This window comes from uncultured Winogradskyella sp., assembly GCF_947498005.1.
GTDB lineage: Bacteria > Bacteroidota > Bacteroidia > Flavobacteriales > Flavobacteriaceae > Winogradskyella.
This window is the reverse complement of sequence record NZ_CANMIW010000001.1, coordinates 451,642-468,423: the sequence shown is the minus strand read 5'-3', so window position 1 is coordinate 468,423 and position 16,782 is coordinate 451,642. Positions and strand designations below refer to the sequence as shown.

General features: G+C 31.8%; 12 protein-coding genes. 9 read left to right on the top strand and 3 right to left on the bottom strand.

Annotated elements, in window-relative coordinates:
* Window positions 1-77 precede the first annotated feature (77 nt).
* The 3 genes from Q0891_RS02055 to Q0891_RS02045 all read left to right on the top strand — a co-directional run bounded on the left by Q0891_RS02055 (window position 78) and on the right by Q0891_RS02045 (window position 4,775).
* The gene (locus Q0891_RS02055) at window positions 78-2,903 is read left to right on the top strand and encodes a carboxypeptidase regulatory-like domain-containing protein (RefSeq protein WP_299098398.1); all 2,826 of its coding nucleotides are present in this window, start codon (window positions 78-80) and stop codon (window positions 2,901-2,903) included.
* An 81-nt stretch (window positions 2,904-2,984) separates the two neighbouring features.
* Window positions 2,985-4,337 carry a DUF5689 domain-containing protein gene (locus Q0891_RS02050; protein WP_299098397.1) on the top strand — a complete coding sequence of 451 codons (1,353 nt, stop codon included), beginning with the start codon at window positions 2,985-2,987 and terminating at the stop codon, window positions 4,335-4,337.
* Between the two features lie 78 nt (window positions 4,338-4,415).
* Window positions 4,416-4,775 carry a hypothetical protein gene (locus tag Q0891_RS02045; protein ID WP_299098396.1) on the top strand — a complete coding sequence of 120 codons (360 nt, stop codon included), beginning with the start codon at window positions 4,416-4,418 and terminating at the stop codon, window positions 4,773-4,775.
* Window positions 4,776-4,849: 74 nt separating this feature from the next.
* On the opposite strand, the gene Q0891_RS02040 is transcribed toward Q0891_RS02045, so the two are convergent.
* Entirely contained in the window at window positions 4,850-5,386 is a 537-nt protein-coding gene (locus tag Q0891_RS02040) for a heavy metal-associated domain-containing protein (protein ID WP_299098395.1), read from the bottom strand.
* Window positions 5,387-5,483: 97 nt separating this feature from the next.
* Between Q0891_RS02040 and Q0891_RS02035 the strand changes: the two genes are divergently transcribed.
* The gene (locus Q0891_RS02035) at window positions 5,484-6,362 is read left to right on the top strand and encodes an EamA family transporter (RefSeq protein ID WP_299098394.1); all 879 of its coding nucleotides are present in this window, start codon (window positions 5,484-5,486) and stop codon (window positions 6,360-6,362) included.
* Between the two features lie 50 nt (window positions 6,363-6,412).
* Here the strand turns inward: Q0891_RS02035 and Q0891_RS02030 are convergent, their stop codons facing one another.
* On the bottom strand, window positions 6,413-8,470 hold the full coding sequence (locus Q0891_RS02030) for a pitrilysin family protein (RefSeq protein WP_299098393.1): 2,058 nt from the start codon (window positions 8,468-8,470) through the stop codon (window positions 6,413-6,415).
* Between the two features lie 19 nt (window positions 8,471-8,489).
* Window positions 8,490-9,809: a pitrilysin family protein gene (locus tag Q0891_RS02025; RefSeq protein WP_299098392.1), complete on the bottom strand. Its 1,320-nt coding sequence runs from the start codon at window positions 9,807-9,809 to the stop codon at window positions 8,490-8,492.
* A 298-nt stretch (window positions 9,810-10,107) separates the two neighbouring features.
* On the opposite strand from Q0891_RS02025, the gene rplU reads away from it, so the two are divergent.
* The 5 genes from rplU (at window position 10,108) to Q0891_RS02000 (ending at window position 16,779) form a co-directional block, all read left to right on the top strand.
* Window positions 10,108-10,761 carry a 50S ribosomal protein L21 gene (gene rplU / locus Q0891_RS02020; protein WP_299098391.1) on the top strand — a complete coding sequence of 218 codons (654 nt, stop codon included), beginning with the start codon at window positions 10,108-10,110 and terminating at the stop codon, window positions 10,759-10,761.
* A gap of 42 nt (window positions 10,762-10,803) precedes the next feature.
* Window positions 10,804-11,064, top strand: a complete 261-nt coding sequence (gene rpmA, locus Q0891_RS02015) for a 50S ribosomal protein L27 (RefSeq protein WP_013869859.1) — start codon at window positions 10,804-10,806, stop codon at window positions 11,062-11,064.
* Window positions 11,065-11,206: 142 nt separating this feature from the next.
* Window positions 11,207-12,766, top strand: coding sequence for a tetratricopeptide repeat protein (locus Q0891_RS02010; protein ID WP_299098390.1), 1,560 nt, complete (start codon window positions 11,207-11,209; stop codon window positions 12,764-12,766).
* A gap of 157 nt (window positions 12,767-12,923) precedes the next feature.
* Entirely contained in the window at window positions 12,924-15,758 is a 2,835-nt protein-coding gene (locus Q0891_RS02005; RefSeq protein ID WP_299098389.1) for a TonB-dependent receptor, read from the top strand.
* 4 nt (window positions 15,759-15,762) lie between these two features.
* A complete protein-coding gene (locus Q0891_RS02000) occupies window positions 15,763-16,779 on the top strand; it encodes a phytase (RefSeq protein ID WP_299098388.1) in 1,017 nt (338 codons plus the stop codon).
* The last annotated feature ends 3 nt before the right edge of the window (window positions 16,780-16,782 follow it).

Below are 16,782 nucleotides of genomic sequence, written 5' to 3'. Positions count from 1 at the left end.
ATTATAAATAATGTAAATTTGCACGCCTTAAATAACTATTTTTTAATCTACAAAGACTATTAACTTTAAAATTAAGTATGAAAAGAAGTTTAATTATTTTATTATTTGGAATTTTCTCTTCCTTCACAATGATGGCTCAGAATACCATTATAAAAGGTAGTGTTAAAGACGCTGTGTCTTTTGAACCAATTCCGGATGTAACAATTACAATTGAAGAAACTCAACAATCCACTTTAACAGATGGATTGGGTGAATTTATTTTTTCAAGCAATGTACCATTGGGAGAACAAGTTCTTAAAATCTCTAAAACAGGTTACGAAACAAAGCGTTATCCTATTATTGTTAATGAAGGTGGTGTTGTAAATATTACCGACATGACTTTAGAGATAGATATTACTGGAGCGCAAGATTTATTTACTATCACTTTATCAGACGATGAATTAAACGATGATACAAGTGGAGCAGATAACATTTCTGGTTTATTGTCTTCTTCATTAGATGTTTTTCAAAGAACTGCGGCTTTTGAATTTAGCTCTTCATTTTTTAGAATTAGAGGTTTAGATTCAGATAATAGTTCTGTTTTAATGAACGGAATTGAAATGAACAAGATGTATAATGGTAGACCTCAATGGAGTAATTGGGGCGGATTAAATGATATGATGCGTAACCAAGTATTAGCTACTGGCTTATCGGCTTCAGAATATAACTTTGGAGGTATTTTAGGAACGTCTAATATCATTACAAGAGCATCTAGTTACAGAAAAGGAAGTCGTATTACCTATTCTTCTTCAAACCGAAGCTACACAAACAGAGCTATGGTTAGTTATGCTTCTGGCTTAATGGAAGGCGGCTGGTCTTATGCTTTTATGGTAGGTAGACGTTGGGGAGAAGAAGGTTACCAAGATGCTACCTTATATGACTCTAACTCGTTTTTTGGGTCAGTTGAAAAGAAAATTAACGACAAGCATAGCATTAACTTCACATCTATATACACACCAAATAGAAGAGGTAAATCTTCTGCAAACACGCAAGAAGTTTACGACCTTAAAGGAATTAAATACAACGAATTTTGGGGTAATTTAGATGGTGAACAACGAAACTCACGTATTAAAGAAGTTGAAGAACCAATTTTAATGTTAAATCATTATTGGGATATTAATAGTAAAACAACTTTAAATACTAATGTTGGTTACCAATTTGGAAAAATAGGAAATAGCCGATTAGATTATGCTGGTGGCGTAAATCCAAGTCCGGCATATTACCAAAACCTACCAAGTTACTTTTTAGAAGATGATGATTTAGCAGGTGCATATGAAGCTCAACAAGAGTTTATTAATGACGGTCAAATAGATTGGGAAAGAATTATTGATGCTAATTTAACTAACAATATTTCTGGAGCAAGCGCTGCATATGTATTATATGAAGACAGAAATGACGATAAACAATTAACGTTAAACACCATTTTCAACACAGAGTTAAATGATAATATACTTTTAAATGGAGGTATTAATTACAAGAGGTTAGATTCTGAAAATTTTGCTCAAATCATTGATTTATTAGGAAGCACAACAGGAGCATTGAATGTAGATTCATTTAGCCAAAATCAATTTGATTTAAACAATCCAAACCAAGTTGCATTTGAAGGCGATAAATTTAGATACAACTATAACATCTATGCAAACGAACTAAAAGGTTTTGCTCAAGCTCAGTTTAAATACAATAAAATTGACTTTTTTGTAGCAGGTAGTATTACAAAAACGGATTACCAACGTGAAGGTCTATATAAGAATGAAAACCAGATTTCATATATTGATGGTGTAGAATACGATAATTCATTTGGTAAAGGAGATAAATTAGAGTTTACAGGTATAGGCGCTAAAGCCGGCTTCACCTACAAAATCACTGGTAAACACTTATTAAACTTTAATGGAGGCTATATTACTAAAGCACCTTCAATTAGAAATACGTATACAAACTCTAGAGAGAGTCATGATTATGTAGGTACTATAAATGGTGTTGACAATCCGAACATTAATATCACTGAAGAAAAAATTACATCTGTAGATGCGAGTTATATCTTTAGATCTCCAATTGTCAAAGCAAAATTAACAGGTTATTATACGACGTTAGAAGATGCAAATGAGATTTCATTCTTTTTCACTCAAGGTAGTACAACAGGTTTTATTCAAGAGGTTTTATCTGGTGTAAACAAAGAACATTTTGGTGGAGAATTAGGGATTGAAGCACAGGTTACACCAACAATTAAATTAAAAGGTGCCGCTTCAGTTGGTCAATATACTTACAGTAACAACCCAAATTTATACGTTACTTCAACCTCAGATGATTTTACAACTAGTGAGACAGATGAAAATGGTAATTTAACTGACACTGTAAATACATCTGGAGTAGTTAGTACTTCAAATTTAGAAAACTATAAAGTAGCTGGTGGACCACAAACAGCTTATTCTGTAGGTTTTGAATATAGAGATCCTGATTACTGGTGGTTTGGAGCAACAGCTAACTTCTTTGATAATGCTTATATTGACATTAGTCCTTTATCTAGATCTACTGAGTTTTACACAGATGTTGATGGTTTACCTTATAATGACTATGATCCAGAAGTAGCGGACGAGTTATTAAAACAAGAAAAATTTGCTAGCTATATGGTCATAAATTTAGTAGGTGGTAAATCTTGGAAAATAAAAGACAAGTATATTGGATTCTTTGCTAGTGTAGGTAATTTATTAGACAAAGAATACAAAACAGGAGGATTTGAGCAAGGAAGAAGAGCTGATTATAGAGCTCTTAGAGATGACGTTAGCAATGACACAAGAGTCTTTGGTTCTAAATATTGGTATGGTAGAGGCGCAAACTATTTTTTAAATGTGTATCTTAGATTCTAAAAAAAAGAAAAATTAATAAACAATATTACAATTATGAAATGTGTAACATTCATGAATTTAAAAATTACAAACAAAAACGCTATGAATAAAACGATTAAATTACTGTTAGTTTTAATGGCATCAATTGCCATTACATCTTGTGTACAAGATGACGATTATGATGTTCCTACTAGCTTAGGAAATGAAGAAAATGAAGCATTGAATGAACTCTTAGCTCGTGTAGATAATGGACAAGATGATGAAATTCAAATGAAAACAATCACAGAAGTTAGGGCTTTAGCTGTACAGTATGAAGCTATTGAAATAGCATCTGATATTATGGTAAAAGGATATGTATCTTCTAGTGATGAAACAGGAAACTTTTATAAGGAATTCTTTATTCAAGATAGTCCTTCAGATCCTACTTCTACACTTAAAGTTGTATTAAACCAGGCAGATACATATAACCAATTTAACCAAGGTAGAGAGGTTTATATCTATTTGAAGGATTTAGTAATTGGTGAAACTAACACTGGTGATGATGTAATTACTATTGGAGGAAAAATTGATGATTTTGATAATGACGTTCTTGCAATGACAGCAAATCAAATTCCTTCGCACCTTTTTAGATCAAGCGTAACTGAAACACTTACACCTGTAGAGTTAAATCTTTCTGAAATTACAGAATCTCACTTAGGAATGTACGTTAAGTTAATTGACGTTCAGTTTCCTGTAGGATTAGCTGGTTTACCTTATGTAGATCCAACTGATGATTACGATTCTTCTAGACCTATTGAAAGCTGTGGAGAATCTGCAACGTTTGTAATGGAATCTAGCACATTTGCTAACTTTAAAGACATTACATTACCAACGGATGGAAAAGGTTCTATTGCTGGAATTATCAACAAAACTTATGATGGATACGATTTAGTATTACAACTTAACACTACTGACGATGTTGTTATGGATGGTGTTCGTTGTGATCCTTTATTTGTTGAAGCATTTGAAACTGATTTTTTAACATGGACTAATTATAGCGTAACTGGTGCTCAAGTTTGGTCTCCAAACACTTACGGTAACCCAGGAAAGTGTGCAGCAATGTCTGGATATGCTGGTTCTAACCAAAACAATGAAGACTGGTTAATTACACCTGCAATTGATTTATCTTCAGTTGGTGGTGCTGTATTAACGTTTCAAACTGCAATGAATTATACTGGCCCTGTATTAGAAGTATATATGTCTACTGATTATGCTGGTGGAAACCCTAATGATAGTGGATCTTGGACACCACTTTCTGCAACTTTATCTTCTGGTAGTTGGAACTGGACAGATTCTGGAGAGATAGACGTATCTGCAGCAGCAGGAGAAAATTTATATATCGCTTTTAAATATACCTCTACAACGTCTGGTTCTGCAACTTACGAAATAGACAATGTAAAAGTGATAGCACAATAATATTTAAAATTAATATTTTTAATCAAAAAACCTGCTAACATAAATTGGCAGGTTTTTTATTTCACAATTTATTCTTACATGTTAGATACCTTATACATTACAATCTTTAATTACTACAAGAAAACGCTTGGTAAAAACAGCTTAAAGATTGCCTTAATTTACATTAATCTCCTTGAGATATCTATCATTCTAGCGTTGTCTGCATTTTTTATGGCATTTGCGAAACAAATGAAAATGCAAATAATGTCTAATACTAAGTTTTGGGCAATACTAACTATTGTAGCTCTATTTATTGTATTTAAAAATTGGATGCGTTATAATGGAAAGAAAAGAACCATTTTAAATGCAAAATCTAAGCGGGTAAAAACATCTATACTCGTCTTATGGTTAGTTCCAATAGCATGTTATTTAATTACCTTTATTCTTTTGCAAGTGTAAAATTCTAACAACACTTTAATAAAAAAAAGCTACCAAATTGGCAGCCTTTTTTTTATGGATATTTTACACTAATTTTATTTAGCTTTCTTTACTTCACTGCAGCACTTCTCTTTGCAATCTTCCTTACAAGCTTTCTTTTCTACTTCTGTTTTATTAGCGCATTTTTCTTTACAAGCCTTCTTTTCAGCTTCAGTCTTATCTGCACAACATGATTTTTTCTCACTACCAAAAGACTCTACTTTCTGCATGTCTTTTACTATATATGTCTTTGAAACCTTACCTACAGTTTCTTCTAAAGATTTAGGAGTAACCTTAGCATCATCATACTCTACCATAGCTAAACGCTTATCAAAATCTACTTTAGCAGATTTTACACCTTCCATTTTAGCCATTTTCTTTTCAATGGTTTTAGCACAACCCATCGCACAAGTCATACCTTCAATACCAAACTCTACTTTTGCGTAAGTTGCATTAGGATCTAATGATTGAGCGACATCCTTTTCAGAAACTTCAATACCTGCAGTGATAACTTCTGGTTCAGATTCATTTTTACATGATGTAAAAACCAATGCTATTATAGCAACCAAACTTATTGTCTTAAATGTATTCATAGAATTAAACTATTATTATTTTGGTTAAAACTAATAAATAATGACGAATCTTGTGAGATAATTAACGAATTTTGTGATTAATTGAGTAACCCTTACTATGAAAAATTTAAACGTTAAGTGGATATATTTATTAGTGCTTTCTATTATTTGGGGAAGCTCATTCATCTTAATAAAAAAATCGTTAATTGGATTAACTCCGTACCAAATTGGTGCCCTTAGAACGTTATTTACAGGGATTCTTTTACTCGCTTTTGGATACAAAAAGCTAAAAACCATACACAAATCTAAATGGAAATGGCTTTTACTATCAGGATTATTAGGCTCATTTATTCCTGCCTTTTTCTTTGCCATAGCAGAGACAGAAATTGACAGTGCAGTAACTTCTATATTAAACTCACTTGTGCCACTTAACACCATATTATTGGGTTTTGCTGTGTTTAAAATAGCATCTAACAAACGACAAGTATTAGGTGTCATAATAGGTTTTATTGGTACTGCTATTTTAATATTAAAAGGCTCTGAACTTAATCCTGATCAAAATTATCTATATGCTGGCTATATAATAGCGTCTACACTAATGTATGCAGCCAATGTAAACATTATTAAACGCTATCTTCAAGATGTAAAACCTCTAGCAATAGCTACAGGCAATTATGTATTTATTGTAATTCCGGCGCTTATTGTTCTAATATTTAGTGATTTTTTTACTATTGAGAACTTTAAAAATCCTGCTTTACCTGAAGCATTGATGTACATTACTATTTTATCAGTATTTGGCACTGCATTAGCTAAAATATTATTCTTTAGGTTAGTACAAATGTCAACACCTGTATTTGCATCTTCCGTAACTTATATAATGCCCATTGTAGCTTTAGTTTGGGGTGTATTAGACGGAGAATCTTTCAATAGTATTCAGTTATTGGCATCACTACTTATTCTTTTTGGAGTCTATTTAGCAAATAGAAAAAAAGCATAAAAAAACCGAAGCTTTCACTTCGGTTTTTAGATATTTAACAATTGGTATTCTTAATTAAAATCTGCATCAGTAACACCTTCGTTTAACTTAGCTTCTAAGAGCTTAAAAACAACCAATTGTCCCATTTGAGAACCTTCTCTTGTACCTGGAAATTTAATCCCTTCAAATTCTTGGTAGTCTTTTAAAAACGTTTCTTGAGATTGAGATTGTCCTTGCATAGACGTTGTTTGAATCTCTTTCACTTTTAATCCCGATTCTACATCGTAGAAAAATGTTAATGAAACTGCTTCACCTGGAAACTGCACTTTGTAAGCTTCCTTACCATCAACTTTCTCCACACCTGTTATTTTAGCTGTTTCAGAATTTAATAGATTTAATTCAGTTATCAAACCACCTAATTGTTTCATATCATTTGCCATTCCTGGAGGAAGTGGATTTTTATTAATTGTAACAGCATCTTGTGTCGCTAAGATGGCCATCATAGGGTTTCCATTCATATATAACGTCTGCGAAAGTTTACCACTCATTCTCTTTTCTTCACTTATTACGGCAGAACCTTGTACACTTGCTTCGTACTTCAGTAAAATTGAATTTAAAGCTTCAATCTTATCTTTTCCACCGATAGCATCAAAATATTTATTTAATACAGAACTTACGTTTACACCTTCTGGTAATTTAACTTCGAATTTTGGCTTTTTTGTAGCATTAGCATATTTATCGAAATATTTAATAGGTATTTCTGTCTTCTCTAAATTTTCTAATACTTCAGACCCATTACCAACAACAATAATTCTTAAGTTATCTGCTTGAAAGTATTTATTAGCGACACGCATGATGTCTTCTACAGATACATCTTTAATTTTTTGAAGATATGTAGAATAAAAATCCTGCGGTAAGTTATTTAATTTAATGTTTAAAGCATAATCAGCTATAGTTTGTGGACGCTCTAATGCCATTACAAAATTTCCAATATACTTTTGTTTAGCATCTTTTAAAAGTTGTGCGTCTACAGGCTCTGTTCTAATCCTTTTTATTTCTTTTAAGGCTTCAACCACAGCACTATCAGTAACTTCATTTCTTACTTTTGCTGTAGCATTAAAACGAGATGCACCATATCTACTATTTCCTAATCTAGAATAAGCACCATAAGTATAACCCTTATCTTCTCTTAGGTTCTTAAATAAGTAGCCTTCTCCACCACCACCTAAGATATTATTTGTAATTAAAGCCGCGTGATAATCGTCATCACTCATTTTTAATTTTACATTGTTAGTAATAGAAAGGTTAGATTGTGTTGCATCTGGTACATCAACAAAATTAATTTGTGTGTACTGAACATTAGGACTAGGATTTGGTACTACAGAATTTACATCAACAGACTTCGTCCAATCCTTAAAGTATTTTTTTACTTGCTTCTTTACATCTTTATATTCAACATCACCAATAACCACTAAATAAGCACTATTTGGATTGAAATATTTTTCATAAAAAGCTACAACATCACCAAAAGATACATTATTAATAGTTTCTTCTGTTACAAACTCACCATATGGATGTTTTTTACCATAAGATAAAGCCGATCCTACTCTACCAGCTATGGCATCTGAGCTTTTTTCCTCACTTTTTAATCCTTCTAGTAATTTAACTTTTTCTTTTTCAAATTCTTCTTCAGTTAATAATGGATTAATAGCTGCGTCAGATAACAATTCTAATATTCTATCTGAATACTTTGTTAAAGAACTCGCATAACCACCAGTAAAACCAAAGTTTAAATTTGCACCTAAAAAGTCTACTTCTTCATTAAATTCATCTTTTGATATAGATGTAGTTCCGTTACCTAACATACTACCTAATAAACTCTCAACACCAGCTTTATCTCCTGTGGCAATTGGTTTATTATCTATTCTAAGAGAATATGTTACTTTAGGCAACTTATGATTTTCTACAACCAATACCTTTAAACCATTCTTCAATTCAAATTCCTTAGGCTCTTCAATTGTAATTTCTGGTTCAGGACCAGCAACAGGTGGCTGAGATCTATCTATCTGTGCACTTGCACTAATAGTTATAATAAATAATGCGAAAAACGCTACTATTTTAGTTTTCATACTTAATGTTGTTTTCATATTATTGATCTTCTTTTTTTGGAAGGTATTGTACTTCTACTCTCTGATTTGGGCTTAAATATTTTTTAGCCACTGACTGTATTTCTTCTCTAGTAATTGATCTGTAAATCTCTAATTGATTATTAATGATATTTACATCACCATATAATAAATAATAACTCGCTAAAGAACCTGCTATACCAGCTACACTAGAGTTAGAATTAACAAAATCATTTTCAAATTGATTTAAGAGCTTATTATAATCACGTTCGCTAATAAGTTCATTCTGAATTTTTACAATTTCTTCATCCATATCAGCTAATAAAGTTTCTAAACTAACGTCTCCTGATGGTAATGCAAATAATGCAAAAATGTTATAATCTACTTGACCTAAGTTTACCGCCTGTACAGTTAAAGCTTCTTTCTTTTCATCAATTAATTTTTTGTATAACACTGAACTTTTTCCGCCACTTAAATAACTAGATATCATATCTAAAATATAGGCTTCTCTTGTAGACTGACCAGGTAATCTATAAGCTGCAATAATTGCAGGAATCTGAATATTTTTATCGTAAGCCACCGCCTTTTTAGTTTCCGTAATAGGCGCTTCCATTTTAAAATCACGAACTACTTCTGGTTTTTTCTTTACAGCGCTAAAGTAATCTATTACCATTGCTTTGGTCTTCGCGTAATCTATATCACCAGCAACAACTAATACAGCATTGTTTGGTCCATAATACTTATCAAAATAAGCATTAAACTCTTCTAAAGTTGCAGCATCTAAATGATCCATTTCACCAATTACAGTATCTTTATAAGGATGTTCACTAAAAAGGTTTTCCCCAATTGCTTTCAATAAACCACCATATGGTCTATTGTCCATACTTTGTCTCTTTTCCTCTTTTACAACTTCATTCTGAGTATCTACACCAACTTGGTCAATTACTGGGTGAAGCATACGCTCTGACTCTAACCATAAGCCTAATTCTAACTTATTAGATGGAAATATTTCGTAATAATATGTTCTATCATTATTGGTATTGGCATTAAAAGTTCCGCCATTTGCAGGAATAATTTTCATAAATTCTCCACGCTCTATATTTTCAGAACCTTCGAATAAAAGGTGTTCAAAAAAGTGAGCAAATCCTGTTCGTTCTCTGCTGCCATCTTTTCCTCCAACATCATACATTACAGATGTTATTACAACAGGCGCTGTATTATCTTTGTGCATAATAACGTGCAAGCCATTGTCTAAATCAAATTCTTCAAATTCAACCTTTTGCGCTATTGCCTGATGGCTAATAAACAACAAAGAAGCCAAAGCCATAAAATAGTTTTTCATTGTAGTTTTGTTTAAATTAAAATGTTTTAAGTGATTAGTCTTTGCATGATGTAATTTGTTACATGCAACCAAACAAAAATACATAATGATTATCTCATTCTTTAAGAATATGTGTAAAAACCCTACATTATACACGTGGTTTTTTTATTTAACCTTTTTGTATCTGTGATTTTTAACCCAAAAACAGCTTGAAAAGCCTAAAAACGTTTGTATATTAAGAATATAGGAGTATATTTGCATCCGCTTTCTGAGAAAGAAAGTGATTTGATTATAAACAAATTAATAAAAACGTTACGCTATGTACGCAATTGTAGAGATAGCAGGGCATCAATTCAAAGTTGAAAAAGACCAAAAAGTTTTTGTTAACCGTTTAGCAACAGAAGAAGGTAAGAAAGTAGATTTCGATAACGTTCTTTTAATTGGTGATGGTAACAATGTAACTGTAGGCGCCCCAGCTATAGACGGAGCACAAGTAAGTGCTAAAGTCTTAAGTCACCTTAAAGGTGATAAAGTAATAGTCTTTAAAAAGAAAAGACGTAAAGGTTACCGTGTAAAAAATGGACACAGACAATCTTTAACTGAAATCGTAATTGAAGGTATTACTACTTCTGGAGCTAAAAAAGCTGCTCCAAAGAAAGAAACTAAAAAAGCTGAACCTAAAGTAGAAGCGAAAGCTGCTGCTCCTAAAGCTAAAAAAGCTACAGGTAAAGCTGATGATTTAAAGAAAATTGAAGGTATTGGACCAAAAATCGCATCTACGTTAGTAGAAGCAGGTATCGCTACTTTTTCTGATTTAGCTAAAGCTACACCAGAAGCAATTTCTGAAATCATTGCAGGTGTTCGTGGAAATCACGTTACAGACACATGGCCAGCACAAGCTCAATTAGCTGCTGATGGTAAGTGGGATGAGCTTAAAAAATGGCAAGACGAATTAGATGGTGGTAAAGCATAATTGCTAAATCACTTAAGTATAACAATATAAAACCTTAAGATCATGGCTCATAAAAAAGGAGTTGGTAGTTCGAAGAATGGTAGAGAATCAGAATCGAAACGTTTAGGCGTTAAGATATTTGGTGGACAAGCTGCTATTGCTGGAAACATTATCATAAGACAACGTGGTAACACACACCATCCAGGTGAAAACGTTTACCAAGGAAAAGATCACACTTTACATGCTAAAGTTGACGGTCTAGTAAAATTTACTAAGAAAAAAGACAACAAGTCTTACGTTTCTATAGAGCCTTTTGAGGCTTAAGAAATATAATTTCTTAACAAATTTAAAAGTACCTATTTTTTAGGTGCTTTTTTGTGTTTAATAACAATATGATTATAAAAAAAGTATGTTAGATTAACATACGCTCACTTAATTTGTTGTTTAACCAAATTAAGCGACAAACTTGTTAAGAATAAAATCCTTCCTATTTGTTTTTTTCACTTTTATAGCACTGAGTTATGCCCAAGATTCTCATCCTATAAATGATAAACTTTATCAATTAAAGAGTGAATTAGAAATAGCTAAAAAATCTAAAGACTCCACTAAGATTGCAATCACTTATATTAAGCTTGGTAATTTTTTTCAGCAATTAGGCTTATATAGCGAAGCCATTAAAAACTATCAATCTTTTCAGAAGACTTATACTAAAAAAGATACGTCCCTTGTTAATGTTCAAAATGCATTGGCAAATATTAATTTAGATTTAAAAAAATATAAAGAAGCTAAAAAACATACTTTAGCAAGTCTAGAAATTTCAAATGAGCTGAACTATATTAAAGGTAAAGCAAATGTGCATGCACTATTAGGAAGTATAGCCGAAAAACAGAAGGATTACAAATTAGCCTTAACGCATCAAAACAAAAGTTTATCTATTTTTAAACTGTTAAAAGATAGTACAGGCCTTGCCATTTCTAACGAAAACATTGGCAGCATTTATGAAGATTTAGAACATTACGAAAAAGCGAAGTCCTATTTTAAAAAAGCAAAACGTTTTTCCAATTATTGTAATTCTGATATTCGTATTAATATAATTAACAATTTAGGAGACGTCAACAGAAAAACAGGCAATTTTGATAAAGCAATTCGTTATACAAATCAAGCATTAAAACTTTCTAAAACCACTAAAAATGAATCACAACTAGAAAGTGCCCTCAAAGATTTATCTAGAACTTATGCAGAGTTAGGAGATTATAAGCGTGCCTATGAATATCTCAACAATCAAAGCGTCGTTAACGAACAAGAATTAAAAAGAAAAAATATTGAAGTAGTAAGTACAATGGAAGTACTTTATGAGGTAAATAAAAAAGAGGCTCAATTACAGTTATTAAATAAACAAAATCAAATAAATAAGGTACGACAATACATCATCCTAGTTTGTACACTATTTATAATTTTAGCGTTAACGCTTGCCTTTCTGTATTGGAAAAAAAGAAGAAAACACGAAAAACGAATTTTAGAATATAGACAACAACTACTTCAGGTTGATTTAGATAAAAAGACTGCTGAAGAAATTGCCTTAAAAAAAGAAATAGAAACTAAAGTTTCATCACTAACCAATTACAGCTTAATTATTGCCCATAAAAACAAATTATTATCTGATGTTTCTAAAACCCTTTTTAAACTTAAAGACAGGAATATTAACCTTGTTAAATCAAAATTAAAAGAGCTTATTAAAGAAATTGATACTGATTTAGCAAACCATAATGAATGGACTGAACTTATGGGATATTTTGGTCAAATTCATCCAGAATTCTTTGAGAACATCAAGCAAATAACGTCAGTAAAGTTGTCATCTTCAGAAATGCGATTAGCAATGCTACTTCGGTTAAATTTATCTTCAAAAGAAATTGCAAACATTTTACATATTACGCCAGATAGTGTGAGAATAGCTAGATATCGACTCAGAAAAAAATTACCAATTAACTCTAAGGACGATCTTCAGTCCTTTCTTCAAAATTTATAACACATATTTCCTATTTATGTTTTACATGTTATGAGATTGTAAATGTTGCTCTCTTATATAGCCATTTTAAAGGGTTTTATTACTTTTTGTTAACATATTCTTCAGGTTCAAAAAGTCGTATAAACATAGCTTTGTACAAAACAAAAACCAACTAATAATGAAACATTACATTACCCTTTTATTATTAATAACAGTAACCTTTTTTAGTTATTCCCAAACTGGAAATGTACAAGGTGTTATTACAGATCATAATGGACTTACCGTTCCTGGGGCCACTCTTGTAGTAGATTCTACTAATAAAGGTGTCGTATCAGATTTTAACGGCAAGTATACAATTGTAGATATACCAGAAGGTGTACAAACCATAACCGTAAAATATTTAGGATATGCAGATGTAACTAACGAAGTTACAGTGGTAGCCAATACAACAACTGTTTTAAATTTCACACTTAACTCAGAAGATACAGAATTAGATGAAGTATTAATTTCTGGATTTGGATTAAGTGGACAAGCGAAAGCGCTTAATACACAAAAGAATAAACTGAACATTACTAATATTGTTTCAACGGATCAAATAGGAAAATTTCCAGATGCAAATATTGGTGACGCTGTAAAACGTATTCCTGGTATTACAATGCAAGTAGATCAAGGAGAGGCTCGTACCATTGTTATTCGTGGGTTAGCACCTCAATTAAATTCTGTAACGCTTAATGGAAGTAGAATTCCATCTGCAGAAGGCGACAATAGAGAAGTACAGATGGATTTAATCCCTTCAGATATGATCCAAACCATAGAAGTAAATAAAGCAGTTACACCAGATATGGATGCCGATGCTCTTGGTGGTTCGGTTAATTTAATAACTAAAACTTCTCCTCAAGGTTTTCGTCTATCAGCAACTGCTGGATCAGGTATCAATTTTATCTCAGACAAAAGAATACTAAACGGTTCGTTTTTGGTTGGTGATCGATCTAAAAACGACAAATTTGGTTGGGTAATATCTGCTTCTGTAAACGATAATGATTTTGGTAGCCATAATGCGGAAGCAGAATGGACAGACGAATTTGAATATAATGCTGGTGACGAAGATAATTTAGTAGAAGTAGATGTAAACCCTTATGCTAATGTATTTGAAATTAGAGAATACAAAGTGCAACGTATTAGAAGAAGTTTTTCTGCAAATTTCGATTATAAATTAAACGACAATAATAGTATCTATTTTAAATCTATTTATAACTGGAGAGACGACAGAGAAAACAGATTACGTTTAGAACATGAAATTTTAGATGGTGAGGATATAGGAGCAGCTGATTTTACAGTAGATGCTAATGGAAACCTTACCAGCTTTCTTGTTGAAGCTAAACGCCAAACAAAAGGCGGTATTGATAATGACCGAAATAAAAATACGCGTCTAGAAGACCAGAGAATGCAAAATTATAGTTTAGGAGGCGACCATTTATTAGGCAATGTTCAATTCGATTGGATGGCATCGTTCTCTAAAGCATCAGAAGAGCGTTTAAACGAAAGATATATTGAATATGAAAGTGAATATAGTGTTGCGTTTAATAATAACGAAGACAAACCACTATATACACCATTAAGTGGAGAAGGGAATTTTGAAGATTTTGAATTTGGTGAATTATCCGAAGAAAATCAATATACAGAAGAAAAAGACTATAACATTTCGGTTAATGCTCAAATACCATTATCTATTATCAATGGTGAAGATGGAATTTTAAAAATTGGAGCAAAAGCCAGACTAAAAAACAAAAACAGAAATAATAATTTTACAGAATATAGTGATGAATCTGGAGCTTTAGAGATTTTAGGCTCAATTCCTACTCGCGATTATTCCGACTCAGATTTCCTTGCTGGCAGCCAATATCAAATTGGAAATTTTGTTGATACTGAATTTTTAGGAAGTTTAAATCTAAATGATACCGACCTTTTTGATGGTGAAGATTTACCAGAAGAATACATTACAGCAAATTTTGATGTTGACGAAAATGTATACGCAAGTTATGCAATGCTTAATCAAAATTTATCAGATAAATTTAGTGTTTTAGCTGGTGTAAGATTAGAACATACGTCTATTGATAGTGAAGGAAATGAGCTAGAATTTGATACAGATGGTGATATCTCAGGAATTAATGTTGTTAAAGAAAGCAATTCTTATACTAATATATTACCTGGCTTACATCTAAAGTACAATGTTTCAAATAATACTATCTTAAGATTTGCTTGGACAAACACATTGGCAAGACCTAATTATGTAGATTTAGTACCTTACCGTGAAATAAATAACGAAGACGAAGAAATCTATTTAGGAAACTCAGAATTAGACCCAACAACATCAATGAACTTTGATATTATGGCAGAGCATTATTTTAAATCTGTTGGTATTATTTCTGGTGGTTTATTTTATAAAGACCTCCAAGATTTTGTTTATACGTTTCAAACCGAAGATGAAAATGGCTATGAGGTTTACCAACCCTTAAATGGTGATGAAGCTTCTGTTTTTGGTGCTGAATTTTCATTTCAACGTCGTTTAGATTTTCTTCCTGGTTTTGCAAAAAACTTTAGTGTTTACCTTAATTATACATACTTAACATCGAGCACTGATGGTATAAGAAACGAAGATGGTGAAGAACGTACAGATTTAGATTTACCACAAACAGCTCCTAACATGTTTAATGCATCATTAGGTTATGCAGCTAAGAAATTTAGCATACGTTTATCTGGTAACTACTCTGATGCTTATATCGATGAAATAGGTGGTAATGCTTTTGAAGATAGATACTACGATGAGCAATTTTTCTTAGACTTAACAGCTAACGTTGCACTTAACAAAAACCTAAGTTTATACCTAAACATTAATAATATTACTAATCAGCCCTTACGTTATTACCAAGGTGTAGCAAGCAGAACTATGCAAATGGAATATTACGAGAAGCGTTTAACTTTTGGATTAAAATATGATTTGTTTAAAAAGTAAAATGATGAAGAAAGTATTATTATTAGGCATTTTTACCATAACATTAGTGTCTTGCGGAAACAAGCTACCAGTAATTGCACCAACGTTGGTAACAGAAAAGTTACCACACGATAGTGATGATCCTGCAATTTGGGTTAACAGTAAAAACCCAGAGGAAAGCATTGTTTTTGGTACAGATAAAGATGACGTTAATGGCGGAATTTACGCCTTTGATTTAGACGGAAAAATAATAAAGGATAAAAGCATAACTGGCATCAGTTACCCAAATAATGTTGATGTAGAATACGGCTTTAAACTCAATGATTCTACAACAACAGATATCTTAATGTTTACAGAGCGCGAAAAAAATCAAATACGTTTGTATGCTATTCCAGATATGAAACCTTTAGATAACAATGGTTTCAAAGTATTTACAGATGAAACCAATGTAGAATATAAAAGACCAATGGGAATTTCATTGTTTAAAAACCCAAAAACGGGTAATATTTCGGCTTTTGTAAGCAGAAAATCTGGACCAACAGAAGGTTATCTTTATCAGTATGGTTTAGTTTCAGATTCTACAGGTGTACATGCAAAACTTTTAAGAAAAGTTGGTAAATTTAGTGGTACAAAAGAAATAGAAGCGATTGCTGTAGATGATGAATTAGGTTTTCTCTATTATTCAGATGAAGGTGTTGGTGTTAGAAAATATTACGCTGACCCTCAAATGGGAAATGAAGAAATAGCATTATTTGGTGGCGAATTTTTTAAAGATGATATTGAAGGTATTGCCATTGCAGCCTACCCAAATGAAAAAGGTTATATTATTATATCTAATCAACAAGACCATACTTTTAATTTTTTTAAACGAAGTGATAATAGCTTTGTTAAAACCTTAAACTTAGGTACTATTGAAACTGATGGTTGTGATATTGTCACAACGAGTTTAGGAAAAAAATTCCCGAATGGTTTATTTGTATCTATGAACGATGAAAAAGACTTCTTCTTCCACGCCGTAGATTCTTTAAAATTGAAATTATAATTG